Origin of the sequence: Aeromonas sp. 602200, assembly GCF_049173895.1 — a bacterium.
Taxonomy (GTDB): domain Bacteria; phylum Pseudomonadota; class Gammaproteobacteria; order Enterobacterales; family Aeromonadaceae; genus Aeromonas; species Aeromonas veronii_A.
In genome coordinates this window covers 101,868-126,037 of sequence record NZ_JAAKSL010000003.1, presented here as the reverse complement: position 1 = coordinate 126,037, position 24,170 = coordinate 101,868, and the positions used below count along the sequence as shown (strand labels likewise).

The window sequence follows — 24,170 nt, the reverse complement described above, 5'->3', positions numbered from 1 at the left end:
CGGCAGGGACCAATACAAGATGAAAAAGCCCTCGATGAGGGCTTTTTCGCTATGGCTTGTCGCTGCGACGTCTCGCTATAAATGGGACACTTCTGCCTGCGCGTCCGGCAGCTCGTCGGGGAGTTCATCAAACAGGGGGTGATAGAGCACCTCACCCTGCACACCCGCAAAACCGCGCTCCTGCAGCTCCATCGCCATAAAGCAGTCGGCAGGCACCTCATAGATGCAGTGCAGGCCAAACTCGCTAGCCGGGCGGAAACCGAAACGGCTGTAATAGGCCGGATCCCCGAGTACCACCACCCCTTTCCAGTCCATCTCAAGCGCCGTATCAAGCCCTTCACGGATGAGATCAGAGCCAATCCCCTGACCTTGCCAGTCGGGATGAACCGCGACCGGCGCCAGACCGAGCCAGGGCCCTTCCATGCCGTTAATGGTGATCGGGCTTAGCATCAGGTGCCCCATGAACTCGTACTCTTCCTCTTCGACCATGGTCACTACGGCAGCACCACATTCGCGCAGGCGGTTGACCAGTTCGGCCTCATCGGCACGACCGAAGGCAGCACTCAGCAGCTCATAAACCGGCAGCATGTCACCGGGGCGCTCGGTTCTCAACATCAGGTATTACTCCTCGTACAGCAGAGCGGGCATTATTCCACACAACGGCTGGTCATTCTGAGTACCTTTGTCCAAAAATGGGAGGGTGCACTCAGGAAAACGAGCGGCAAACTGCTGCTGCAAGGCTGTTAGCGTAGCCGGGGTGGCCCTGTTCATCGCCTCGCGGTAGGCCAGCCAGAGGGCGGGAGCCTCCCGCGCCAACCGCTCAAAGGTCAGTTCGGGCGTTTGATGCCAACAGCCATCCAGCTCGTCGACCAGCTCCGGCAGCTCCACCAGCAGCCGTAACTGCTGATAGCGTATCTGCGAAGAGTCACCGTTGCCGCCCAGCGCCTGCGCCATCAATTGGTTGAACCAGTGGAGCCGTGATACGCGCTCCTCGCGGCTAAGCAGCTCGGGCCCCTGACGCTGCAGCGCGACCAGTTGCAGCAGCCACGCCAGCCCCCGTTCATCCCTGTCTTTCAGCAAGACGCCGCCAAGATGGGACAACTGCTCCGGTTCGGCCTGCTCCAGCAGATCGACGGGGTAACAGTGCAGCGCCAGCAACCTCTCAAGATGCGGCGGGCAACGCAGAAAATAGGGCTTCTCCCCCTCGCCCCTCTCATCCACAAAGAGCGAGATGGCCAGCTTGCCGTTGGCACTCTGCCGATTGGTCGTGGCAGGATCCCACAGGATCACCACGGCGATCCGCTCATCTGCCAGCCAGCGGGCAATTTCCTCGGGCAAGGGGCTGGGCAAGGAGGGTGCGCGATCCAGTCGCCAGTAGCTCACCTCGCACGGCTGGCGACCACTGATATGGCGCCGCCCGCGATAGTGCATGCCCACTTTAGCCATCACCCGGCCGGAGGCTAAATTGTCTGGCATATGGCGAGCCGTCAGCGCAGGCAGTTGCAGTTGGGCAAAGGCGAACCCCTTGACCAAGCCTGCGGCCCGAGTCGCCAGACCGCGATTTTGCCAGGGCACGCCCACCCACCAGGCCAGCTCGCCATTCCAGTGCAGGGAGATCACCCCAAGCAACGCCGCACCTTGCTCCTCTGGCAAGGTGATGGCCCAGCTCCAGCCAAGACCAAGCGCCGCCTTGCGCCAGCTGAGCGCCAGCCAGTCGCGGGCCCCCTCCGGCGGATAGGGATGAGGAATATTAAGGGTGTAGCGGGCCAGCGCCTCGTCGTTGCAGTAGCGTACTATCTCGCGATCATCGGCGGCCTGCAGCGGTCGCAGCGCGACGCCTGATAGCGAATGCCCCTCAGCCAGGGTCGGCACCGTCACGCGGCGCACCAGCAGGCGATTGAGCACGGCGCCCAAATCGGCCTCGGGGGTGAGCGGCAGATCGGCCCCCACAGGGCCAAGGGTGAGCAGTCCCTGCTCCCTGGCGAGGGTCAATAGGGAAGTAGAGGCGCTGATCAGGATCTGGCGGCTGGGATCAACATGAAAATCCACCAGCAGATCCCCATCGAGCCAGGCAGCCAGCAGGGCTCCCGGGCAGAACACCCCGTCTGGAGGGCTGCTCGCCCAGGGTGCATCGGTTTGATCGAGGGCGGCCGCCGCCTCTTTGCCCAGCAGCAGCTGCCAGCGATGACCCTGCTGCTGCCAGTACTGCAACAGCGCAGTCCACTGCGGTTGCCACAGACTGGCCTCGATCAGCAATTCCATCAGCTGGCCTGACAGGCCGCTGGCAGCGTCAGATGGCGGGGATGGGCTTGGATACGGGCGATCCAGCTACGGATAGCGGGCCACCCCTGCAGGGAGAAGATCCCCTCCTCTGCCACATGGGTGTAGGCATAAAGGGCGATATCGGCGATGGTCGGCGCATCACAGCACAGGTAGGGGCTCTGTTTCAGCTGCTGCTCCATTACCGCCAGCGCCTTCTCGCCACCGGCTTTCAGACCGTCGAGCCTCGCCTCCTGCGACTCGGGTCGGCCGAGATAGTGAACGATAAAGCGGGCCACCGCGATGTAGGGCTCATGGCTGTACTGCTCAAAGAACATCCATTTGAGCACCTCGGCCTGCTGGCGCGGATCGGTTGGCCACAAAGACGAGCCCTGCGCCAGATAGAAGAGGATGGCATTGGATTCCGCCAGCGTATCGCCCTGGCCAATCTCCAGCACCGGGATCTTGCCGTTGGGGTTCTTGGCCAGAAATGCGGGGGTACGGGTATCCCCCGTCTGAATATCCACCTCAACCCACTCAAGGGGCAGCTTCAGCCAGCGGGCCAGCAGCCACACCTTGTAACAGTTGCCGGAACGCAGATCACCATACAGACGCATACACACTCCTTGTGAAAACAGAATTGAACAGCGCGCTCAGGGTGCCAGACGCTCGATATGCCAGCCATCCCCGTCGCGGGTGTAGTAGAAGCGGTCGTGCAGCCGGTGCTCGCCCCCCTGCCAGAACTCCACCGTCTCGATCACCACCCGGAATCCGCCCCAGAAGCTCGGCAGCGGCACTTCGCCATTGGCAAACTTCTGCTTGAGCTCAAGGAACTTGGCCTCCAGCACGCCGCGGGCCGATATGCGGGTCGACTGCTTGGAGACCCAGGCAGCGATCTGGCTATCCTTGGGACGGCTGTGGAAATACTTCATCACCTCGAAGGTGCTCATCTTCTCCACCCGACCGGTCACATGAACCTGTCTGTCCAGCGTGTGCCAGGGGAAGAGCAGGCTGATTCGAGGATTGCCTTCCAGCTGCTGCGCCTTACGGCTACCCATGTTGGTGTAAAAGACCATCCCCTGGGCGTCGTAGTGCTTGAGCAGCACGGTACGCTGCCAGGGCTGACCATCGGCATCCACCGTCGCTACCACCATGGCGGTGGGATCGGTCAGTTTGGCCTCACAGGCCTGCGCCAACCACTTCTCGAACAGCGCCAGCGGCTCGGCCGGCAGATCGGCCCGGTGCAGCCCGCCACGGGAGTATTCACGGCGCAGATCAGCAACATCCATCATCTTGATTTTCCTTCAAATAAATAATGGTTCCACGACCATCAAGAGAGTGACGCAGGCATTGTGCTCCGCTCATCTGTCAGTGACAAGCCATAACACAGCGGGGAGGCAACTGCCTCCCCGCTGTGTTTACCTGCAAACTATTACCTCTGAATCGCCTCCGGCATGCACCTTTCCAGCATCTGTCGGTTATATCGGGTGGCATAGTCAATCCGCTGCTCAAACTCCGCCTCCTTGCCCATCTCAATCACATCACCGAACCCTTTCAGATAACGGACTCCGCACCGAGTTCTCGCTTCTGCTTGCAATGACTCCACAACCCCCGGGGCCATACCACCGCGCCCGCCACGCACGATGAGCCGATAATCCTGAGTAGCAAGACTTTCATCTATTGCCTCGGTCAGTGATGCGGCCACAACAGGCGCTGCGCAGATATATAGAAACAGCAAACTGACGGCTAACCGTAATACCTGCGCCATCCGGCTGCCCCTCCCATCAGGAGGATCACGATAAGATTCACTGCACCACCACCACCGCCGCCACCCGCATTGTTGTCGGTAATGACAGTTGCACTTTCCGTAGTGGCAGACGCATTACCTCTTATCCCATTGATAGAGAAAAAAATATTATTGCTGCATGCCAGCTTCAGCCTGGCCGTGCTGGTCAACGGTGCAGGCAACACCACACTGGCCGACCCGTTATTGGCAAGCCCGCTTGCCAGCGTAGTCCAAGTAGAACCACCATTCTGTGTCAGTGCCAAATCCACTCTGGGACAATTGATAGGAGGCTGATCGGTCCCGGCAACATTCCATGTCACTAGCTGAGTGCTACCCGCCACCATGGCGCCGATCTGCGGAGCTGTGATGGCAAATGCCGCGCCGGTATTGATCACCTGAACCACCATTTCATCACTGCTCACCGCCCCCTGACCATCACGTACGGTAAGGCGGAACTGGAGATTGCGATTGGTCGCAGGCCACGCCTCTCCTTTGGCCAAAACACCCGATATCAGAGAGCTCATGGCGGGCAATGTTCTGCGGGGATCCGATGTCGGTGAAACAAAGCGAAACAGCGGGCGGGTTCCATCATCCACCATGGTTGCCACGCTGTAGGATGCATTGCCAAGATCAACCTGCTCCCAGGTGTAACTGAGGGGATGACCATCCAGATCCAGCGCACTACCGACAAGAGTGAAAGGCGTATTGGCGGGGATCACCCTATCGCCCCCCGCATCCACAACTGGCGCGTTATTGGCAAGCGCCAGGTCGGTGCCGCAGGAGGGCAGAGAGGCCATCAGAGCCCGCATCTGCTCGATCGACTTGCTGTGAAAAAAAGGTGTGCTGTTAACTTGCAGATTCTCCTCACCACAGATCCCGGCATAGGCCATGATGGTCGAGCCACTGCCCGGTTCCCAGGCTGAGCTAGCCTTGCGACCTGTTGCACAACTGTCGGCCATGCCATTGAAGGAGTGCTCGGCCCCCAGCTGGTGCCCCAATTCGTGAGCCACATAATCAATAAAAAATGCATCACCGATAGGCTGTGAGCCTCCGGTCATGCCCCGTGAACGGCCAAATGGGTTACATATGGATCTCATGGTCACCACTCCGCCGCCTGATGTCGCCAGCAGATGGCCCAAATCAAAGGATGGATTCAACAGCAAATCCTGTTGGACCTGATTGATGGCAATATCCTGGGTCGAGTTGGTGAAAGGATCCGTCGCCGGATCAGTGAAAATCACCTTGTCTGTATCGGCTGCAAGCTGAAACTCGGCCCCCACATCACGGCGATAGACTTCATTGACCCGATTAAGCAGTGTTGCAATGGCCGAGAGTGCTGCAACCTTGGTACCACCGTGATACTGGGTATATTCCCCGGTTGCCGAGATGGCGATGGTGTAGCGCTTGCGCAAATTGCCATCGACCAGCACAGCTCGCTCACGCTCGATACCATGAGGATCAATCACCTGATCCACATCCTGTCGCCGCCAGGCATCTTGCTGTTCATAAACGGCATAAGAGAAACCGTCCTGAAGCGGATCGACATAAAAGGTACGCCCCTGATGGGTAAACATACCGTGAAAACCATGTGTGGTGACATCAAATCGGCCTGTATCCGCCGCCCGCTCGATAGCCTTCCCACTGTAAGTATTGATAGATGGATAACGCTGGGCCAAAGGCTCCGGGAGCAAGGCATTGGGATGAACATCAAACTGCACCGTAGTGCCATCCGGCAGTGGCAAAGTCAACACACTGGCGAGATGCCCGGGTTCAAAAGGCTTGTCAGGAACCACCACTCTGACCTTGTCAGCTCGCACATCATAGATCCCTCCCCTTTCCAAGTTTTCATCCATGAAGGTCCACTGTGGTTCTGCTGCAACCTGAACAGACAAACTGGTGATAATCACCGCAATGCCATGCTTCATAGAGCCTCCTTGCCCTACCTTGGTGACAACAAGTATGGTGCAGCGTCAATTGACGATCTGCGTGACAGACAGAAAAGAAAATTCGCACAAAACTTCTGTCACGCTGAGACATCGTGCTACACCCACGCTCCCCATCTCAGGCGATACAGACTGACCCCATTCAACAACGGAAAAAAGTGAAGGCGCCATTGGCGCCTTCACGGATAGATAGGAGGCTGAATATCCCCCCATTTGGATTGGTTCGTTGGCGTATTACTGCTTATCCGCGCCCGATGCTATCGGGCAATGAATCACCATGCGCCGGTTAAACTCGCTGGCGTAGGCACTCAGTTTGGCATGCGTTTCGTGCTGGCCGGGCCTTATCACATCGCCCAATCCATCCAGATAACGCTTGCCACAGCGCGCCTTGGCCTCTGCCTGCTGCTCGGCTGCAATACCAGGGGCGAACTCTCCCCGCCCCGCGATCACGATGAGGCGGTAATCCTGCCTGGCAAGGTTTGCACTCAGCTCCTGCTCCAGGGTGCTGGCATCGACCCGACAACCGCCGAGCATGGCAAGCAGCAACAGGGGGATTCCCCTCATGTGCGCCTCCGTTGCCAGCCAAGCAGCGCCAGTGCTAGCGTCCACAATCCGAGCACCCCGCCACCACCACCGCCACCTGAATTAGAGCCACCTTGCACCAGAGGCAATTTGAGGGGACTGATGGCAAAGAAGATGTTGTCGCTGCAAGCCACTTTCAGCCTGACACTGCTGGTGAGGTTGCCCGGCAGGGTCACTGTGGCAGAGCCGCTGTTGGGCTGGCTGGAGACGAGGAGTGCCCAGCTAGCACCCTCGTCCTGGGTTACAGATATATCCACCTTGCTGCAACTGATGGGTGGCAACGTGGTGCCAGCCACGTCCCATGTCAGTGACTGACTCCCCCCGGGCGTGAGGGTGACCCCGGAAATTGGGCTGGTGATGCGAAATGCTGTGCCGGTATTGACCACCTGCACCTTCATGTCATCGCTGGCAACGCCACCCTGACCATCTCGCACCGTCAGTCTGAAATTGAGATCCCGGTTGGTGGTCGGCCAGGCCTCTCCTTTGGCAAGCGTGCCGGAGAGCAGGGATGGCAAACTCGGCAGGATCCGCTCCGGCGATGCCGTGGGAGAGACAAAACGAAACAGCGGCCGGGAGCCATCGTCAACCATGGTAGCGACGCTGCTCGATTCGGTGCCTTTGTCGATCTGCTCCCAGTTGAAGAGCAGAGGGTTACCATCCAGATCCGCCCCCGCCCCCTTCAGGGCAAAGGGCGTATTGGCCGGGATCACATAATCGTTGCCGGCCGCAACCTGCGGAGCATTATTGCTCAACTCGAGCGTGGTTCCGCAGGTCGATACGCTCGCCATATGAGCTCGCATCTGCTCGATGGACTTGCTATGGAAATAGGGATCGCTGTGTGGCTGGATATTCTCCTCACCGCAGATGCCGGCATAGGCCATGATGGAGCTGCCACTGCCCGGCTCCCAAGCTTGCTCCTCAGCACGGTTACCCGCACCACAATTGCCGGTCGTGCCGTTGAAGGTATGCTCGGCACCAAACTGGTGGCCAATTTCATGGGCCACATAGTCTATAAAGAAAGCATCGCCGACTGGTTCTTTTGAACCCGTCATGCCAGATGACTTGGCGCCATAGGCGTAATAGGGTGGCAGGGTATCAACACATAACACCCCCAAACTCGCCAAACCACCGCCTCCAGTATTGAGGACATGGCCGATATCAAATGCCCCCACATCCCCGGCAGCAAACGCCTGAGCCTGCACATCTACGTTCAGATCAGCATCCGCATTGGTGTTATCAAAGGGATCACCGGCCGGATCGGTAAAGACCAGGTTGTCATTGCCACTGGCCAATACAAACTCTGCCCCCACATCCTGTTGATAGACCTGATTCACCCGGTTGAGCAGGGTTGTGATGGCCGCCATGGTCAGTACCCTGGAGCCTCCGTGGTATCGGGTATATTCCCCCGTCGCCGAAATGGCGATGGTGTAGCGCTTACGCACATTACCATCCACCTGCACCCTTTGCTGCAACGCCCTGTCGGCATCATGGCCAAGCACCTTGTCCGCCTCATCCTCCAGGCGACTATGGGCATCCTGCTGGTAATAGACGGCATACCCTTCGGCATTGCGCAGCGGATCGACAAACACAATCTTGCCCTGATGGCTGAACATGGCATGGAAACCCTGTGGCCCCAGATCGAAGCGCCCCGTCTCTATCGGATGCGCCGGGTTGTACCCCTTGAAGGTGCGGATCTGCGGATACTTGGCGGCAAGATCTGCAGGCAGCAAGTCGTAGGCTTCCAGAGCAAAGGTGACCTCCCCCCCATCGGGCAGCGGCAGGGTCAGCTCACTCACCCCGGCTTGCAGTCCGGCAAAATAGTCGAGCGGCACCTTGGCCACTCGAAACTGATTGGCCCGCACCTCATAACCTTGCTCCGCAGTCGCTCTGGCGGCTACCGTGCTCCACTCGCTGGCCATCAGGCTGGTTGAGCCCAGCATGCTGGCAACCAGCAAGGCCACCCTAGAGTATTTCGTCACATGCATTGTTTTTAGTCCTTGTATTAATGCAATCGCCTGAATTGCGGCCTGTACTTTATTTTTATTCGGCCACATCAATACAAAGCTGAAGCAACCCTTTCCACCATTCCCGAGTGGGAGTGTTGCGCCAACCCCGTCTAACCCCTATCATTGCGCGGATTTGTCAATTTTAGAACTGCTCCTCTTCACAAAGGTGCGGTTCATCTTTATCTGGCCAAGGTTAATCTCATGCTCAAATCCCCACTGTTGCCCCGTTTCGGGGATCTGGTCGTTGCCATTGTTGACGATGTGCTCGGTCAGGGTCTTACCCTCGACCGCGCCTATGCCCGTCACTTCTCCGGCATCGAACTCAAACCGCAAGAACAGGCAAGGATTGCCCTGGTCACCGGCGACCTGCTGCGCCGTCTCAGCCTCTATTGTTTCCTCACCGGTATTCAGGTGCGTCAGGCCGAAAAGAATGTCTGGCCACTGCTGCACAGCTGGCACGCCTTCCACAAAATTGCCCAGCCCAATCACCCGACCCTGGATCGCTTCAATGAAGAAGCATTCCGCCGCCGTCTGACCGAGGCGAAGAAGAACCCGGTATTGATGGATGGTTGCCCGAGCTGGCTGGAGAAACTGGGTAGCGAGCAGCTGGGTGAAGCCTGGCCTGCCGAGCGTGCCGCCCTGGCCTGGATGCCCAAGCGCTACCTGCGGGTCAACACCCTCAAGTGCACCCGTGATGAACTGCAAGCCATGCTGGCCAAAGAGCAGGTCACCACCATTCCGGTTGAAGGTGTGGAGACTGCCCTGCAGGTCACCTCTGACGCCGCCCTGTTCCGTACCAAGGCCTTTGCCGATGGTTGCTTCGAACAGCAGGACGCTGGCTCCCAGCTGGTTGCTGCCGCTTTGGAAGTTGCCCCAGGCATGCGGGTGATCGACGCCTGCGCCGGTGCCGGTGGCAAGACCCTGCATATCGCCGCCATGATGCAGGGTAAAGGCCGTCTGCTGGCAATGGATGTGGAAGAGTGGAAGCTGGAGAACCTCAAGCAGCGCGCCCGTCGCGCCGGTGCCCACAACGTGGAGACCCGGGTCATCACCAGCAGCAAGACCGTCAAGCGCCTCAAAGAGAGCGCCGATCGCCTGCTGCTTGACGTGCCCTGTTCCGGTCTTGGCGTACTCAAGCGCAATCCGGATGCCAAGTGGCGTGATACCGCCGAGCGTCTGCCGGTGCTGGTCGCGCTGCAAGAAGAGATCCTGCAGCGTTACAGCCAGATGGTGAAAGTCGGCGGCCTGCTGGTCTATGCAACCTGCTCCATCCTGCCCGAGGAGAACCGCCAGCAGGTGGACAAGTTCCTCGCCGCCAACGAAAACTTCCGTCTGCGTGACGATCACACCGTGAGCCCGTCCGAGACCGGCTTCGACGGCTTCTACATGGCTCGTATCGAACGGATCGCCTGATCCAGAATGACCTGCTCCTTGCGCCCTTATCGCGCACGGCGGGTTCGATGAAAAAAGAGCGGCAGGCCTCGAGCTGCCGCTCTTTTTATTGATAAGGATCGCCGCGTCAGGACTCCAGCGCAGCAATCGCCTCTATCTCGATCTTCACATCCTTCGGTAACCGAGCCACTTCTACGCAGGAGCGAGCCGGATACATGGCATCGTGCTCGGTGAAGAAGTCGTTGTAGACCCGGTTGACCGCAGCAAAGTCGTTCAGATCCGAGACAAACACCGTGGTCTTGAAGATGTTTCGCACCTCGCCGCCTGCCGCCTCGACAATCGCCTGTACGTTTTGCAGGGAGCGCAGGGTCTGCGCTTCGATCCCCTCCGCAACGTCGCCGCTCACCGGGTCCAGCGGGATCTGACCGGAGGTGTAGAGGATGTTGCCAATCCGGGTGGCCTGCACATAGGGGCCGATGGCGCCCGGCGCCGCTTTGGTAGTGATAACCTGTCGCATCTGTTACTTCCTCGTGCTGACAAACAAAAAGTAGGCCCGGAGCAAGCCTGCTCACCCCGGGCATGAGAGTTACATCATGTTGGTGAAAGTTCTGGAGATGACGTCCTGCTGCTGCTCGCGGGTCAAGGCGTTGAAGCGCACCGCATAGCCGGAGACCCGGATGGTCAGGCTGGGGTACTTGTCCGGATTGTCGATGGCATCCAGCAGCATCTCGCGGTTCATCACGTTGACGTTGAGGTGCTGCCCCCCTTCCACATCCCGCTCGTGATGGAAGTAGCCATCCATCAGCCCCACCAGATTGTTCTCGCGATTGGCGGGTTCCTTGCCGAGCGCCCCCGGCACGATGGAGAAGGTGTAGGAGATCCCGTCCTTGGCGTATTTGAACGGCAGCTTGGCCACCGAGGCGAGCGAAGCGACCGCCCCCTTGCGATCCCGACCGTGCATCGGGTTGGCCCCCGGGGCAAACGGGGCACCGGCGCGGCGGCCATCCGGGGTGTTGCCGGTCTTCTGGCCATAGACCACGTTGGAGGTGATGGTCAGGATCGACTGGGTCGGTACCGCATTGCGGTAGGTCGGCAGCGCCTGGATCTTCTTCATGAAGCGCTCGACCAGATCGCAGGCAATGGAGTCGGCCCGCTCGTCGTTGTTGCCGTACTGGGGATACTCCCCCTCAATCACGAAATCGACCGCCAGCCCGTCAGCATCGCGCACCGGCTTGACCCGGGCGTACTTGATGGCCGCCAGCGAATCGACCGCCACCGACAGACCGGCAATGCCGCAGGCCATGGTGCGATAGACGTCGCGATCGTGCAGCGCCATCAGCGAGGCCTCATAGCTGTACTTGTCGTGCATGTAGTGGATCAGGTTCAACGCGCTGATGTACTGCACCGCCAGCCAATCCATAAAGCTGTCGAGGCTGGCCATGACGGTCTCGTAATCCAGCACCTCGTCCATGATGGGCGCCACTTTCGGACCAACCTGGATCTTCAGCTTCTCGTCCACGCCGCCGTTGATGCAATAGAGCAGGGTCTTGGCCAGGTTGGCGCGTGCACCGAAGAACTGCATCTGCTTGCCGATCACCATGGGGCTCACGCAGCAGGCGATGGCGTAGTCATCGCTCTCGAAGTCGGTGCGCATCAGGTCATCGTTCTCATACTGCAGGGATGAGGTATCGATGGAGACGCGGGCGGCATAGGTCTTGAAGGCCCGCGGCAATCCTTCCGCCCAGAGGATGGTGAGGTTGGGCTCGGGCGCCGGCCCCATGGTCTTGAGGGTGTGGAGGTAGCGGAAGGAGTTCCTGGTCACCAGGGTGCGACCATCCAGCCCCATGCCGCCGATCACCTCGGTGGCCCAGATGGGATCGCCGGAGAAGAGGGAGTCAAACTCGGGAGTACGCAGGAAGCGCACCATGCGGATCTTCATGATGAAGTGATCGACCAGCTCCTGGGCATCCTGCTCGTTGATAAGCCCCGCCTTCAGATCCCGCTCGATATAGATGTCGAGGAAGGTAGCGGTACGACCGAGGGACATGGCCCCACCATTTTGCGACTTCACCGCCGCCAGATAAGCAAAGTAGAGCCACTGCACCGCCTGCTGGGCAGTGCGTGCCGGCCCGGAGATGTCAAAGCCATAGCTGGCCGCCATCTGCTTGATCTGCACCAGTGCCCGCTTGTGCTCGGCCAGCTCCTCGCGCTGGCGGATCACCTGCTCCAGCTGCTCTCCCCGCTCGAGAGCCGGTTGCAGATCGGCAAACTGCAGCTCCCGTTCACGGATTAGATAATCTATGCCATAGAGCGCCACCCGACGATAATCTCCGATAATGCGACCACGGCCGTAACCATCCGGCAAACCGGTCAATACCCCTGATTTTCGGCAGCGCAACATCTCGGGAGAGTAGACGTCGAACACCCCCTGATTGTGGGTTTTACGCAATTCGCTGAAGGTATATTCAAAATCGGGATCCATCTCCCGGCCATACGCTTCAAACGAGCTGCGGATCATATTTACGCCGCCAAACGGGTGCAGAGCTCTTTTAAGGGGCTTGTCGGTTTGCAGGCCAACGATTTTTTCCAGCCCCTGCTCGATATAACCCGGCCCATGGGCGGTGATTGTGGTGGCAATATTGGTATCAAAATCGACCGGTGCGTGGGTGGCATTCTCAATGCAGATCCCCTCCATCACCTTGTTCCACAAAGTGGTGGTCGCTTCTGTGGCATCCGCTAAAAACTGCTCGTCACCTTCATAGGGGGTGTAGTTCTGCTGGATAAAATCACGGACGTTGATCTCGTGCTTCCAGTTTTCACCGGCAAACCCTTGCCATGCCTGACGGAATTTATCCTGATCCAATTGCATATCAACTTTCATCAAATAAACCTCATTCACTACTCATGACACTACAGTGGAAGATGTCAGACGCACTCGGCCTGACGAACCAGCTGCCCCAGACGAATGGCATCCAGTGCGATCATTTTCTCTTCATTGGTGGGAATAACCGCCGCCAGCACCATGGACTCTGCCGCCGAAATCACCCGGCAACCCTCGCTATTGGGACGCTGGTTAAACGGCTCGCTGATCGCTACGCCAAATACCTGAAGCCGCTCGCATACCAGCTTTCTTATAAATGCCGAGTTCTCGCCAATACCGCCGCTGAAAATAACGGCATCCAGCCGGCGCAATGAGGTTGCATGGCCGCCGATATGGCGGGCAATACGATGGACAAAAGCGTGAATGGCCAATTTTGCCCCGGGATGTCCTCCGTGATAGGCCGCTTCCAATACCCGCATATCGGAGGAGAGCCCCGAAATACCCAGCAGGCCGGACTGCTTGTTCAATACCCGCTCGATATCCTCGATGGATTGTCCGGTCTTGCTGGCGATATAGGCCAGCGCGCCAAAATCGATATCGCCGCTGCGGCTGCCCATGATCAGCCCCTCCAGCGGCGTCATCCCCATCGAGGTATCGACGCTCTTGCCATCCTGTACTGCGCAAACAGAGGCGCCATTACCCAGATGAGCAATGACCAGACAGGCATCGTGGCCATTCAACCCAAGGAAGGAGACCGCCTGCTCGGCGACATAGCGATGGGAGGTGCCATGGAAGCCATAGCGGCGCACGCCATAATCCTGCAGATATTGGTAAGGCAGCCCATAGATATAGGCTTCCGGCTTCAGGGTCTGGTGAAAACCGGTATCAAATACCGCAATTTGGGGTTGTGTGGGAAATAGCTGACGAGCCGCCATCACACCACTCAAATTGGCGTGATTGTGCAGGGGAGCCAAGGGTGACACCTGCTTTATTTTGGCCAATACATGTTCATCAATGATCACGGCTTCGCTAAATTCACTGCCACCATGAGCAATTCGATGACCCACCAGTGCAATGGCATCCAGCAGATCCCGTTTTTTCAATTCCGCCGCGATGGCAGCCAATGCACAGGTGTGGTTATTTTCAGCTAATGACATTGCGGGCTCTTTACCCACTTGCAATTGGGGATGGGCCGTCTCAATACCATCCGCCATACCGGATATCACCACCTCGCAGGTTTTACTATCCAGTACCGAGAATTTGACCGACGAAGAGCCGCAATTGATAACCAGAACCAACGAATCAAACTTCATTACATCGCCTCGATATTTATGCTGTCGAGTCACTGCTGTCAGAACATATTTACCACTGTGTTTAGTGGCCAAATAACGGATAGCCTTGCCCTCGGCCCAAATAATTGGGCCAACCAAGAACCGGTTATTGCGCGCTTCTGACTACGCCATGCAGACCCCGCCAAGGGGATCTGAATGGCTGATGACTTGCAGAAAAGGTTTTCAGAACAGCTTGGAAACAATATTCAGGATGGTCAGCACACCTATGATGGTGACAAACAGGTTGCTGGCCTGACCTTTATATTTTGCCAGTGCCGGTGTCTTGTTGACGGCATACATCGGCAGCAGACAGAGCAGGGAAGCGATGATCGGCGCCCCCATTGCCTCAATCAGGTCGAGGATGTTGGGGTTCACATAAGCGACCAGCCAGGTGGAGCCCATGATGAACAACATACTGACCATATTGAGTTTTTTACTGGAAACCTTGCTCTTGTCGCCCTGGTAGCCAAAGCGGAGGATAAGGCCGTTCAACCCTTCCAGCGTCCCCAGATAGTGGCCGAAGAAGGATTTGAAGATAGCAACCAGCGCGATAATGGACGCCGCATACTCCAGAGTGGTGGCAAACGCAGACTTGCTGCCCGTCATCGAGGAGAAGTGGTTGGCCAGATAGGAGAGCACCGGAATATTCTGGGCCTTGGCTTCCGCCATATTTTGCGGCGACAGGGTAAACAGGCAGCTGAAGGCAAAGAACATCACCACGGCCACCATCAGCATGCTGGCACCGGAGATAATCTTCGAGCAGCGCTTCTCGGTAAAATCACGACCGAACTCCTGCTCATACTCTTCCCGCTTGGAGACGATGAAAGAGGAGACAATCGGCGAGAAGTTGAAGGAGAAAACCATGATGGAGATCCCCAGCCAGACGGTGACCAGAATACCATCGTGACCGAACATGGATATCTCGCTAAGGTTGACCTGATCAAAGACGGCACTATTCCAGTACGGAACGAGGGAGAGAGAGATGACCACCAGGCTGGCGATGAAAGGAAATACCAGATAGCTCATTACGCGAACCATCAGATCCTTACCAAAATAGATCACAAATGCCATCAATAGCAGCAGCCCAAGGGCGACAACACCCCGATTAAGCGGCGCCATTTGCAGTTGATGCTCCCAGAATGCCATAAAGGTATTGGTGATCGTCACACCATATATCCACAGCAGTGGGCAGATGGCAAAGAAATAGAGGAAGGTAATCACTACCCCACCCATTTTGCCAAAATGTTCTTCAACGGTCTCGGTAATATTTGCCGATGGATTGCTGCCAGAAAGACATAATCTGGCCAACGCCCTGTGGCAATAAAATGCAATAGGGTAAGCCAGCACCAACATGATTAATATAGGTATCAGGCCACCATATCCGGCCCGAATAGGGAAAAATAGAACACCTGCACCGATCGCTGTACCAAACAGACCTAATCCCCATGTGGTATCCGATTTACGCCATGCACGTGTATTCTCTTTACTGCCGGTGATAACACTGTCTAATATCATGACTGCATTCCTTACAGGCTAAATTGACGAATATTGTTCTGTTCGATAATTTCGGTGATCCGGGTCAGGTCAATATTGCCACCAGAAATAATGCTGACGGTTTTTTTGCCTTCGACATAATGTTTGAGTTTGCCGCTCAGCAGCGCTGCCGAGGCCAGAGCTCCCGCCCCTTCGGTAATCACCTTGTTGCGCTGAATAAGGTCAACCATGCTGTGACGAATATCATCCTCGGTGACCAGTACAATATCATCCACCAATTGTTTGACGATTTCGAAGGTCAGGGTGCCGGGTCTTGCCACGTCACAGCCATCGGCCAGCGTACTGCTGGTTCTGTGATTGGTAATGGTGCCTGCGTAGTATGAAGCCGCCATGCCGTGGACATTCTCCGACTGCACGCCAATCACCCGGATAGTCGGGTTGATGGATTTGATGGCCATGGCGACACCGGCAATCAGACCACCACCGCCAATCGGCACTATGATGTTATCGACATCATACAAATCTTCGATAATTTCCAGGCCGATGGTTCCCTGGCCGGCAATCACTTTTGCATCGTCAAAGGGGGGGATAAATACGCGGCCTTCCATCTCCACGATTTCGCTGACTTTGGCAATGGTGTCATTGAAACTATTGCCATGCAGAATAACTTCTGCCGAATAATCGCTGGTTGCAGCAATTTTTGATTTGGGTGCGCAGCAAGGCATGACCACCTTGGCATCAATTCCCAGCATGGCACTGGACAAAGATACCCCCTGCGCGTGATTACCGGCAGAGCAGGCGACAACACCTTTTTGACGATCCTCCAGACTTAATGAACTGAGTTTGTTGAAGGCACCGCGAATTTTAAAAGAGCCTGTACGTTGCATGTTTTCAAGCTTGAGGTAAACCTCGCCATGGCAACGTTCGCTGATGTAGTTAGAGGGTAATTGCGCGGTCTTGTATATATGGTTGGTCAGTCTTTTTTGGGCTTCGGTAATATCATGAAGACCAATGGGCAGATTGCTATACATCTTCATCGCAAATCTCTTTTTATTTATTAATTTGTAGGGTTTTATTTCACTGGGCGAAGCGATACTAGGTTCTATCACTTGCAATTAATGTGAGCATAAACACAAAAAAATCTACAAAGAGACTGCATTACGGTGAAATTATCAAAAAATGTGATGGCAGCAACACTTGAATCCAAAATGATTAAAAAAAGTAATCGCAGATTGGGAAATCAATATGGTTAACAACTCCAAAACAAAGCGGCAAAGATTAGATTTTTCAGGGCGAACGCGTTGCTTTTTGCAACCGACAATCAGTTGCTTGCCTGCCAGAACCGGGATAATAAAAAAGGAGCCGATGTGGCTCCCTATCGACAACACAGGACCGATTACTCGGCTGCTGCATCATCTTTCTTGTACTTGGCAGCAGTCTCTTTGATCAGAGCCTGCAACTCGCCAGCCTGGAACATCTCGATCATGATGTCACAGCCACCGATCAGCTCACCTTCAACCCACAGTTGCGGGAAGGTCGGCCAGTTGGCGAATTTTGGCAATTCGGCGCGGATATCCGGATTCTGCAGGATATCAACGTAGGCAAACGGCTCGCCGCAGGACATCAGAGCCTGGGAGGCCTGGGCAGAGAAGCCACAGCTGGGTAGCTTGGGGGAGCCCTTCATGTAGATGATGATGGGGTTGTCAGCCAGCTGCTGCTTAATCTTTTCAATAGTTTCCATAGGTGCCTCACTAGAGCGATTTCGGCGGCCATTCTACTGCAATCTTGCCCGAGCACAAACTGACAAAGGGGTGACCCGGCTCGAATTGTGCAAAGAACCCACACAGGATTGATCGCGATCATGGCGCCAATCAAGAGTTGTTAGGCCATCTTTGATACTGCTACAATCCCTTGGCTTTGGGCTACCCAGCCCCATCATTTTAAAAACAACTCTTTTCACATATAGAAAAGAGTACGCAATGTCTTGCAACCGTCGCCTTCGCACGGTCCAGCCAATGGAGAGTAGAAAATGGCATTCGAACTTCCCGCTCTGCCCTATGCAATCAACGCTCTGGAACCGCACATCTCCCAGGAAACTCTGGAATATCACCACGGCAAGCACCACAACACCTACGTGGTCAACCTGAACAATCTGGTGCCGGGTACCGAGTTTGAAGGCAAGTCTCTGGAAGAGATCATCAAGACCTCCAACGGCGGCATCTTCAACAACGCCGCCCAGATCTGGAACCACACCTTCTACTGGCACTGCCTCTCCCCGAATGGCGGTGGCGAGCCGACTGGCGCCCTGGCTGATGCTATCAACAAGGCATTCGGCTCCTTCGCCGAGTTCAAAGATGCCTTCACCAAATCAGCCATCGGCAACTTCGGTTCCAGCTGGACTTGGCTGGTGAAAAAAGCTGACGGCTCTCTGGCTATCGTCAACACCTCCAACGCTGGCTGCCCGCTGACTGAAGCCGGTACCACCCCGCTGCTGACCGTTGACCTGTGGGAGCACGCCTACTACATCGACTTCCGCAACCTGCGTCCGAAGTACATGGAAACCTTCTGGGCTCTGGTTAACTGGGAATTCGTGGCCAAGAACTTGGCTGCCTAATCAGCCTCGCTTGCCAAAACGCCCCGCACTGCGGGGCGTTTTTTTATATCTAGATGGCTGCGTAAATGAAAGAGGCGCCCGCAGGCGCCTTTTACATATCGAGATAGCCAGTTTACTGGTCCAGCTCGTCCATGTATTCATCCAGATTGGCATCGTCGGCCTGCTCTTGCTGAGACGCTTTCAGCTCGGTCTGCTTGCCCGTCACCTTGCCCTGGTTATATTGCAGGTAGAAGTCCTTGGTTAGCGCATAGGGGTCGAGGGAGTTGTCGATGATCCGCTCCTGATCGATCAGCTTGGCGCGATTGCCCAAGCCATCCAGAACCCAATGAGTAACCCTTAACGGGATAGTCAGCAAGGCATAGGGGAAGTAGATGGTGTCAATGGTGTCACCAACCAGCTCCCGAGTGGTGGTCGGACCGTAAACAGGCACCATGATGTAGGCACCATTACCGATATCGGCCCTGCCCAGCACTGTGTCCATCTCCAGCTTGTTGCGCTCGAGGCCGGCATGTTTGGCCACATCGAAGATACCCAACAGACCGACGGTGGTGTTGAGGGTAAAGCGCCCCAGGTTGGTCCCTGCCCCCTTCAAATCACCGGTGATCAGATGGTTCACCATGCTGCTTGGCTCATCAAAGTTGGCAACAAAATTGGCAATGCCATCCTTCACCCCCACCGGAATATAGCGAGCGTAAGCATGTACCACAGGACGTGCTACATAGGGCTCCAGCACATCATAGTTGACCGCCCACATGGCCCGGTTGGCCCCCTGGAAGGGATCGCGCGGATCGGCCGCCGTACTGGTTGCGCCCGGATTATTCATGCCGGGATTGAGATCCAGACTCTCTGGGCCAGGCTTGGGTGGACCACCGGCACAGCCAGCCAGCAAGAGGGCTGCCAGTATGGCCCCTGAACGAAGATACATATGATTGTCCTGACGTTTTATTTTGATTTATCAGAAGTATAGATAACCCGGCCCCTATCCAGGAGCCGGGTTATCCAAAGGCATATTAGAGGGCGTGATCGATGCGGATGTCAATCGGAGCAGCAGGGATCTCGGCCGTCTTGACCGGCACGGATACCCCTTCGAAGGCTCCTTCCTTGTTCATCACATTGCCACCACGCGAGAGACGCGCCTTGAACTGCAGTTCTGGATACGCTTCCAGCTTGCTGCCCTCCATCATGGCGTCACCATCCCCCAGTGAAAGGGTGACAGGCAGGGTTGGCCCAGCGATACGTTTCACCGCGATGGGCATGGGTGGTCCGTTGGGCACCACGGCAAAGACGAAGAGGTGAGCATCTTCCGGCATCTGGATGCCCGCAGCCAGCGTGATGTGGATGGGGAACTCTCCCTCATTAACGTCAGACTGCTTTACCTGCTCTGTTCCCGTTTTGGCTGTGCCTGAATTCGTCACCTCTATGCCACGCTGCTTGAGCTGCGTGCGGGCATACTCCATGGAGCGCTCGACCATCACATAACGGGGAGAGCCTTTTTCCATCAAGGGCAACATCGCCTGCCAGCGAGACAGCGCGGTCTGGAAGTCCTCTTTCTGCAGCGCCATAAAGGCATAGACGGAGCGCGCCTCGATATTATCAGGCTCCTGCGCGATGGCTGCACGCAGCAGTGCATCGGCCTGCACCTCCTCCCCCGTCATCATCAGCGCTTGGGCATAGGGCACCGCCACCAGCGATTTCTGGGGGGCAAGCGTATAGGCCCGCTCCAGCGCCTCGCTGGCCATCTCGGGATCATTGCCATCCAGCGCCAAACGTCCGAGCAGCAACCAGCCGCGGTAGTCGTTCGGTTCATCCTTTAGGCGGGTACGCAGTGCCAGCGTGAAGTCCAGCAGATCCTGCTCGGTTACCTGGGCATCACGCTCCACAAGAATCCGGTTGCTGAGCTCACCAAGACGGTTGCTGGCATCCTGCCAGCGGCTCACCTCCTGCCATGAACCCAGCTTGTAGTAGATACCCAGGCTCACCACCACCAGCACCAGCACACCTGGGATCCAGCTCAGACTCTTGCCACTGCGGGCTGTCTGCTCCACATCGGGAATATCATCCAAGAGGCTGCGCTGCAACTCGACCAGCGATTCGGGCTCCTCGGCAAGCACACCCTGCTCTCGCTCCTCGCCAATCTCTAGCAAGCGCTGACGATAGAGCTGTTTGTTGAGCGCCGAGCGACTGATGCTCTGGTTTCCCTCACTGCGCCACAACGGTAACACCAGAGCCAGACTCACCAGCACCAGCAGGGCCGCAATCACAATCCAAAAGGCGGTCATTGTTTCTCTTCCTCTTTGAGCAGCTCGGCCAGGCGACGCTGCTCTTCATCGCTCAGGGTGCTTTCCACAGGCTCTGACGTTGCCGCAGAGCGTCGGCTACGTATCACCACCACGCCGATGCCGATAACGATCACTAACAGCGGGCCAAGCCAGAGGATCAGGGTCGATGCCATCAGGGGCGGGTTATAGAGGATAAAGTTGCCATAGCGGGCAACCATATAGTCCACGATCTCCTCTTTATCCTTACCCTCGCGCACCATCTGGTAGGTCTTGTCGCGCAAGTCCTTGGCCAGCCCCGCATTGGAATCGGCGATATCCTGGTTCTGGCACTTGGGGCAGCGCAGCTCCTTGGTCAGTTCGCGAAAGACCTGCTCCTGATTGTCGTTGTCGAAGGTGTAGACATCGATAGCAGCCATGACCGGCGTTTGTACCACCCATCCCAGCAACAGCAGCAGGGAAGCAATAAATACTCTCATCAGCACGCCCCTCACTTCATGGCATCAAAGATGGGTTTGAGGGTCGACACCCAGTTCTCGGGATTGATATCCCCCACGTGGCGATAACGGATGATCCCCTTGCTGTCGATAAAGAAGGTCTCCGGCGCGCCATATACCCCAAGATCCAGTCCCAGCATGCCGTCCGGATCATAGAGATTGACCAGATAGGGGTTGCCCAGCTCCGCCAGCCATTTGATCGCCTTGTCGCGCTCATCCTTGTAGTTCATGCCGATGATGGGAATGCCCTGCCCTGCCAACTGTTTGAGGTAGGTGTGCTCGCCGTAGCAGGTCGGGCACCAGGTGGCCCAGACGTTGAGCAGCATGGGGCGACCGGTCAGGATACTGCGATCGTGCTGTTTGTTCAGATCGTAAATGTCCTGCAGGGTAAACACCGGTACCTCCTTGCCCACCATCACAGATTCGAGCTTGGTGGGATCGGAGTAGAGCCCCTTGAACAGGAACACAGCCCCCAGCAAAAAAACGATAAAGGGAATTAAAAACAACCAGACCTTTTTGTTCATGCCTTGGCTTCCTCCTCACGACGGCCGAAACGGTAACGCTTGTCGAGCATCGCCAGCACGCCACCGATAGCCATAAAGACGCCGCCGAACCAGATCCAGCGCACGAACGGCTTGTAGTAGATCCGCACCGCCCAGGCTCCGTTGTCGAGCTGTTCCCCCAGCGCCGCATATAGATCGCGGGTGATACCGGCATCGATGGCCGCTTCGGTCATCGGCATCCGGCTCACCTTGTACATCCGCTTCTCGGGCTTGAGCAGGGCGACCTGCTTGCCATTTTTGTGCACTTCCAGCACGCCCTTGAAGCCATCGTAGTTGGGGCCGTTCTTCTCTTTGATCCCGGCAAAAACGAACTCGTAATCGGCAAAGTGCACCCGATCACCCGCCTGCATCCGCAGATCCTTCTCGATGCTGTAGTTCTGGGTGCAGGCGATACCTATGATGCTGACTGCCAGCCCCACATGGCCAAGGATCATAGCCCAGTGACTGTTGCCAAGCTTGCGCACACCGACCGCAAAGCTGTGCTTGTGGGTCGCGCGCACCCAGGTCTCCTGCAGGCTGGTAACGATGACCCAGGCCCCCAGACCAATCCCCACCGCAGCCCACGGCTTGAAGGTTTCGGCAAAGATCAGCGGCAACAGCAGGGCTGCTGCCAGGCTCAGCACCAGCGCAAGAATCACCTTGCCCTTGAGCTCGCCAAGCTCCTGGCGGCGCCAGCGAAACAGCGGACCAACCCCCAGCAGCAGGGCAAACGGAATGATCAGCCAACTGTAGATATGGTTGAAGAAGGGAGTACCGATAGAGATGCTCCCCAGCCCCAGCTCCTTGTGCACCAGCGGCAGCAAGGTGCCGAGCAGCACAGTCAGCAGGCCAGCCACCAGCATGATGTTGTTACAAAGCAGCAGGGTTTCGCGACTCCACAGCTCATGCTTGCCGTGGCTTTTCACCTGCGAACCTTTAAAGGCAAACAGCAGCAAGGATGAACCGATCACCGCCAGCAGGAAGCCGAGAATAAACAGGCCGCGGGTCGGGTCGGAGGCAAACGCATGCACCGACACCAGCACGCCGGAGCGCACCAGGAAGGTACCGAGCAGGCTCAGCGAGAAGGCCGAAAGGGCCAGCAGCACGGTCCACGCCTTGAAGGTGGCGCGCTTCTCGCTCACCGCCAGCGAATGCAGCAGAGCGGTACCCGCCAACCAGGGCATGAAGGAGGCATTTTCTACCGGATCCCAGAACCACCAGCCGCCCCAACCGAGCTCGTAGTAGGCCCACCAGGAGCCCAGCACTATGCCGAGGGTCAGGAATACCCAGGCCGCCATGGTCCAGGGGCGCGACCAGCGGGCCCAGGTTGCATCAAGACGACCGGTCATCAATGAGGCTATGGCGAAGGCAAATGCCACCGAGAATCCTACATAACCCATGTAGAGCATCGGCGGATGGAAGATCAGACCCGGATCCTGCAGCAGCGGATTGAGGTCACGGCCATCGACCGGAAAATAGGGCAAGGTGCGGGTGAAGGGATCAGAGGTGAACAGCACGAACGCGGTGAAACCGACCGAGATCAGCCCCAACACGCCGAGCACCCGCGCCACCGCATCGAGCGGCAGACGGCGGCTGAACATGGCTACCGCCGCAGTCCAGCCACCTAGGGTCAGTACCCACAGCAGCAGGGAACCTTCGTGGGCCCCCCACACCGCCGAGATACGATAGGCGAGCGGCAGCAAGCTGTTGGAGTTAGTGGCCACATACTGCACGGTAAAGTCGTTATCGATAAAGGCCCAGGTCAGGCAGAGAAACGACAGCAGCAGCAACAAAAACTGGGCATAGGCGAGCGGACGAGCCGCCGACATCATGCCAAGACGCCCCCGACTTGCGCCAAGCAGCGGATAGCTACCCAGCAACAGGGAGGTGGCAAAGGCCAGGATCAGCGCAAACTGTCCTAATTCCGGGATCATGGCTTATTCCCCTTCAACTGCGCATCGGTGTATTCAGGTTTGAAGTGCATGCCACTGGTGGCATCGGCCACTTCTGGCGGCATGTAGTTTTCATCGTGTTTGGCCAGTACCTCGAACGCTTCGACCGTGGTGGCATCCTTGAGAGTTCCTTGCGCCACAATCCCCTGCCCCTCGCGGAACAGATCCGGCAGGATGCCATCAAATTGCACCATCACCTGATGACCACCATTGTCGATCAGGTTGAAGCTAACCTTGAGGCTGTTCGGATCGCGCTTGACAGTGCCGGGGACCACCAGACCACCAATGCGCAGGCGCTGCCCCTCTTCCGGTTTGATCTTGTCCGGCCCCTTCCCTTCCACCAGCTCGCTCGGGGTATAGAAGAGGTCGATATTCTGACTGAGGGCGTAAAGCACCAGGCCGCTCACGGTGGCGAGGCCCAGGGTGATGGCCAGAATGATGGTGAGGCGTTTTTTGCGTCTCGGGTTCATAGGGTGTTCTCCATCTGCCGGGCCGCCTTGCGACGGCTCTCGCGTGCCTGCTTGCTGCGTAACTCATTAAACAGACGACGGGTTTTCATGCGGGTAGAAATGATGATACCGACCAGACAGAGCAGGGTCAGACCGAAGGAGAGCCAGACGTAGAAGGCGTAACCGCCCATCGCCAAAAAGTCACTGAATGAGGCAAAGTGCATGC

23 protein-coding genes are annotated in these 24,170 nt (G+C 57.0%); 2 read left to right on the top strand and 21 right to left on the bottom strand.

All coding sequences use genetic code 11. The features are described 5' to 3' along the window. Nucleotides 1-75: 75 nt before the first annotated feature. From G5221_RS05925 to G5221_RS05890, 8 genes are all read right to left on the bottom strand, one after another. A complete protein-coding gene (locus tag G5221_RS05925; RefSeq protein WP_194496021.1) occupies nucleotides 76-615 on the bottom strand; it encodes a GNAT family N-acetyltransferase in 540 nt (179 codons plus the stop codon). Nucleotides 616-621: 6 nt separating this feature from the next. Beyond that, nucleotides 622-2,262, bottom strand: a complete 1,641-nt coding sequence (locus tag G5221_RS05920) for a GNAT family N-acetyltransferase (RefSeq protein ID WP_421262960.1) — start codon at nucleotides 2,260-2,262, stop codon at nucleotides 622-624. Further along, nucleotides 2,262-2,876, bottom strand: coding sequence for a glutathione S-transferase family protein (locus G5221_RS05915; RefSeq protein ID WP_227341065.1), 615 nt, complete (start codon nucleotides 2,874-2,876; stop codon nucleotides 2,262-2,264). The genes G5221_RS05920 and G5221_RS05915 overlap by 1 nt, the downstream gene beginning before the upstream one ends. A 36-nt stretch (nucleotides 2,877-2,912) precedes the next feature. Beyond that, nucleotides 2,913-3,551, bottom strand: coding sequence for a pyridoxamine 5'-phosphate oxidase (gene pdxH, locus G5221_RS05910; protein ID WP_005353629.1), 639 nt, complete (start codon nucleotides 3,549-3,551; stop codon nucleotides 2,913-2,915). A 140-nt stretch (nucleotides 3,552-3,691) separates the two neighbouring features. Further along, nucleotides 3,692-4,027 (bottom strand): hypothetical protein, encoded by a 336-nt coding sequence (locus tag G5221_RS05905; RefSeq protein ID WP_421262959.1) that lies wholly within the window; start codon nucleotides 4,025-4,027, stop codon nucleotides 3,692-3,694. Beyond that, nucleotides 4,006-5,970, bottom strand: coding sequence for a reprolysin-like metallopeptidase (locus tag G5221_RS05900; RefSeq protein ID WP_421262958.1), 1,965 nt, complete (start codon nucleotides 5,968-5,970; stop codon nucleotides 4,006-4,008). Before G5221_RS05900 ends, G5221_RS05905 begins: the two co-directional genes overlap by 22 nt. Before the next feature lie 252 nt (nucleotides 5,971-6,222). Then, entirely contained in the window at nucleotides 6,223-6,552 is a 330-nt protein-coding gene (locus G5221_RS05895) for a hypothetical protein (RefSeq protein WP_227341068.1), read from the bottom strand. Next, the gene (locus G5221_RS05890; RefSeq protein ID WP_421206228.1) at nucleotides 6,549-8,555 is read right to left on the bottom strand and encodes a reprolysin-like metallopeptidase; all 2,007 of its coding nucleotides are present in this window, start codon (nucleotides 8,553-8,555) and stop codon (nucleotides 6,549-6,551) included. Before G5221_RS05890 ends, G5221_RS05895 begins: the two co-directional genes overlap by 4 nt. 222 nt (nucleotides 8,556-8,777) lie before the next feature. Between G5221_RS05890 and G5221_RS05885 the strand changes: the two genes are divergently transcribed. After that, nucleotides 8,778-9,989, top strand: coding sequence for an RsmB/NOP family class I SAM-dependent RNA methyltransferase (locus G5221_RS05885; RefSeq protein ID WP_368195224.1), 1,212 nt, complete (start codon nucleotides 8,778-8,780; stop codon nucleotides 9,987-9,989). Nucleotides 9,990-10,095: 106 nt separating this feature from the next. Here the strand turns inward: G5221_RS05885 and G5221_RS05880 are convergent, their stop codons facing one another. From G5221_RS05880 to G5221_RS05855, 6 genes are all read right to left on the bottom strand, one after another. Continuing rightward, nucleotides 10,096-10,485 carry a RidA family protein gene (locus G5221_RS05880; RefSeq protein WP_227341070.1) on the bottom strand — a complete coding sequence of 130 codons (390 nt, stop codon included), beginning with the start codon at nucleotides 10,483-10,485 and terminating at the stop codon, nucleotides 10,096-10,098. A gap of 69 nt (nucleotides 10,486-10,554) precedes the next feature. Beyond that, nucleotides 10,555-12,849: a formate C-acetyltransferase gene (gene pflB, locus G5221_RS05875; protein WP_227341071.1), complete on the bottom strand. Its 2,295-nt coding sequence runs from the start codon at nucleotides 12,847-12,849 to the stop codon at nucleotides 10,555-10,557. 44 nt (nucleotides 12,850-12,893) lie between these two features. Continuing rightward, on the bottom strand, nucleotides 12,894-14,102 hold the full coding sequence (gene tdcD, locus G5221_RS05870; RefSeq protein WP_227341072.1) for a propionate kinase: 1,209 nt from the start codon (nucleotides 14,100-14,102) through the stop codon (nucleotides 12,894-12,896). A 201-nt stretch (nucleotides 14,103-14,303) separates the two neighbouring features. Then, nucleotides 14,304-15,635 (bottom strand): threonine/serine transporter TdcC, encoded by a 1,332-nt coding sequence (gene tdcC / locus G5221_RS05865; RefSeq protein WP_227341073.1) that lies wholly within the window; start codon nucleotides 15,633-15,635, stop codon nucleotides 14,304-14,306. An 11-nt stretch (nucleotides 15,636-15,646) separates the two neighbouring features. Beyond that, a complete protein-coding gene (tdcB, locus tag G5221_RS05860; RefSeq protein ID WP_227341074.1) occupies nucleotides 15,647-16,651 on the bottom strand; it encodes a bifunctional threonine ammonia-lyase/L-serine ammonia-lyase TdcB in 1,005 nt (334 codons plus the stop codon). Nucleotides 16,652-17,010: 359 nt separating this feature from the next. Then, entirely contained in the window at nucleotides 17,011-17,355 is a 345-nt protein-coding gene (locus G5221_RS05855; protein ID WP_005353650.1) for a Grx4 family monothiol glutaredoxin, read from the bottom strand. Between the two features lie 288 nt (nucleotides 17,356-17,643). Here G5221_RS05855 and sodB point away from each other — a divergent pair, with 288 nt between their 5' ends. After that, the gene (sodB, locus tag G5221_RS05850) at nucleotides 17,644-18,228 is read left to right on the top strand and encodes a superoxide dismutase [Fe] (protein WP_005334664.1); all 585 of its coding nucleotides are present in this window, start codon (nucleotides 17,644-17,646) and stop codon (nucleotides 18,226-18,228) included. Nucleotides 18,229-18,340: 112 nt separating this feature from the next. On the opposite strand, the gene G5221_RS05845 is transcribed toward sodB, so the two are convergent. From G5221_RS05845 to ccmD, 7 genes are all read right to left on the bottom strand, one after another. Continuing rightward, nucleotides 18,341-19,153, bottom strand: coding sequence for an MlaA family lipoprotein (locus tag G5221_RS05845; protein WP_021229893.1), 813 nt, complete (start codon nucleotides 19,151-19,153; stop codon nucleotides 18,341-18,343). An 85-nt stretch (nucleotides 19,154-19,238) separates the two neighbouring features. Further along, a complete protein-coding gene (ccmI, locus tag G5221_RS05840) occupies nucleotides 19,239-20,507 on the bottom strand; it encodes a c-type cytochrome biogenesis protein CcmI (RefSeq protein ID WP_227341075.1) in 1,269 nt (422 codons plus the stop codon). Then, nucleotides 20,504-20,983 (bottom strand): cytochrome c-type biogenesis protein, encoded by a 480-nt coding sequence (locus G5221_RS05835; RefSeq protein ID WP_227341076.1) that lies wholly within the window; start codon nucleotides 20,981-20,983, stop codon nucleotides 20,504-20,506. Before G5221_RS05835 ends, ccmI begins: the two co-directional genes overlap by 4 nt. An 11-nt stretch (nucleotides 20,984-20,994) precedes the next feature. After that, nucleotides 20,995-21,525: a DsbE family thiol:disulfide interchange protein gene (locus G5221_RS05830; protein WP_227341077.1), complete on the bottom strand. Its 531-nt coding sequence runs from the start codon at nucleotides 21,523-21,525 to the stop codon at nucleotides 20,995-20,997. Further along, nucleotides 21,522-23,477, bottom strand: a complete 1,956-nt coding sequence (locus G5221_RS05825; protein WP_227341078.1) for a heme lyase CcmF/NrfE family subunit — start codon at nucleotides 23,475-23,477, stop codon at nucleotides 21,522-21,524. The genes G5221_RS05830 and G5221_RS05825 overlap by 4 nt, the downstream gene beginning before the upstream one ends. Then, nucleotides 23,474-23,965, bottom strand: a complete 492-nt coding sequence (gene ccmE, locus G5221_RS05820) for a cytochrome c maturation protein CcmE (RefSeq protein ID WP_005344003.1) — start codon at nucleotides 23,963-23,965, stop codon at nucleotides 23,474-23,476. The genes G5221_RS05825 and ccmE overlap by 4 nt, the downstream gene beginning before the upstream one ends. Continuing rightward, nucleotides 23,962-24,168: a heme exporter protein CcmD gene (gene ccmD / locus G5221_RS05815; protein WP_216951795.1), complete on the bottom strand. Its 207-nt coding sequence runs from the start codon at nucleotides 24,166-24,168 to the stop codon at nucleotides 23,962-23,964. The genes ccmE and ccmD overlap by 4 nt, the downstream gene beginning before the upstream one ends. Between the last annotated feature and the right edge of the window lie 2 nt (nucleotides 24,169-24,170).

Coding starts and splice junctions, on each gene's coding strand:
- pdxH (WP_005353629.1), bottom strand. CDS start 3,551: ATGATGGATGTTGCTGATCTGCGCCGTGAATACTCCCGTGGCGGGCTG.
- ccmE (WP_005344003.1), bottom strand. CDS start 23,965: ATGAACCCGAGACGCAAAAAACGCCTCACCATCATTCTGGCCATCACC.
- G5221_RS05830 (WP_227341077.1), bottom strand. CDS start 21,525: ATGAACAAAAAGGTCTGGTTGTTTTTAATTCCCTTTATCGTTTTTTTG.
- ccmI (WP_227341075.1), bottom strand. CDS start 20,507: ATGACCGCCTTTTGGATTGTGATTGCGGCCCTGCTGGTGCTGGTGAGT.
- tdcC (WP_227341073.1), bottom strand. CDS start 15,635: ATGATATTAGACAGTGTTATCACCGGCAGTAAAGAGAATACACGTGCA.
- G5221_RS05885 (WP_368195224.1), top strand. CDS start 8,778: ATGCTCAAATCCCCACTGTTGCCCCGTTTCGGGGATCTGGTCGTTGCC.
- tdcD (WP_227341072.1), bottom strand. CDS start 14,102: ATGAAGTTTGATTCGTTGGTTCTGGTTATCAATTGCGGCTCTTCGTCG.
- G5221_RS05915 (WP_227341065.1), bottom strand. CDS start 2,876: ATGCGTCTGTATGGTGATCTGCGTTCCGGCAACTGTTACAAGGTGTGG.
- G5221_RS05835 (WP_227341076.1), bottom strand. CDS start 20,983: ATGAGAGTATTTATTGCTTCCCTGCTGCTGTTGCTGGGATGGGTGGTA.
- ccmD (WP_216951795.1), bottom strand. CDS start 24,168: ATGCACTTTGCCTCATTCAGTGACTTTTTGGCGATGGGCGGTTACGCC.
- G5221_RS05825 (WP_227341078.1), bottom strand. CDS start 23,477: ATGATCCCGGAATTAGGACAGTTTGCGCTGATCCTGGCCTTTGCCACC.
- G5221_RS05900 (WP_421262958.1), bottom strand. CDS start 5,970: ATGAAGCATGGCATTGCGGTGATTATCACCAGTTTGTCTGTTCAGGTT.
- tdcB (WP_227341074.1), bottom strand. CDS start 16,651: ATGAAGATGTATAGCAATCTGCCCATTGGTCTTCATGATATTACCGAA.
- G5221_RS05920 (WP_421262960.1), bottom strand. CDS start 2,262: ATGGAATTGCTGATCGAGGCCAGTCTGTGGCAACCGCAGTGGACTGCG.
- G5221_RS05890 (WP_421206228.1), bottom strand. CDS start 8,555: ATGCATGTGACGAAATACTCTAGGGTGGCCTTGCTGGTTGCCAGCATG.
- G5221_RS05855 (WP_005353650.1), bottom strand. CDS start 17,355: ATGGAAACTATTGAAAAGATTAAGCAGCAGCTGGCTGACAACCCCATC.
- pflB (WP_227341071.1), bottom strand. CDS start 12,849: ATGAAAGTTGATATGCAATTGGATCAGGATAAATTCCGTCAGGCATGG.
- G5221_RS05895 (WP_227341068.1), bottom strand. CDS start 6,552: ATGAGGGGAATCCCCCTGTTGCTGCTTGCCATGCTCGGCGGTTGTCGG.
- G5221_RS05925 (WP_194496021.1), bottom strand. CDS start 615: ATGTTGAGAACCGAGCGCCCCGGTGACATGCTGCCGGTTTATGAGCTG.
- G5221_RS05905 (WP_421262959.1), bottom strand. CDS start 4,027: ATGGCGCAGGTATTACGGTTAGCCGTCAGTTTGCTGTTTCTATATATC.
- sodB (WP_005334664.1), top strand. CDS start 17,644: ATGGCATTCGAACTTCCCGCTCTGCCCTATGCAATCAACGCTCTGGAA.
- G5221_RS05880 (WP_227341070.1), bottom strand. CDS start 10,485: ATGCGACAGGTTATCACTACCAAAGCGGCGCCGGGCGCCATCGGCCCC.
- G5221_RS05845 (WP_021229893.1), bottom strand. CDS start 19,153: ATGTATCTTCGTTCAGGGGCCATACTGGCAGCCCTCTTGCTGGCTGGC.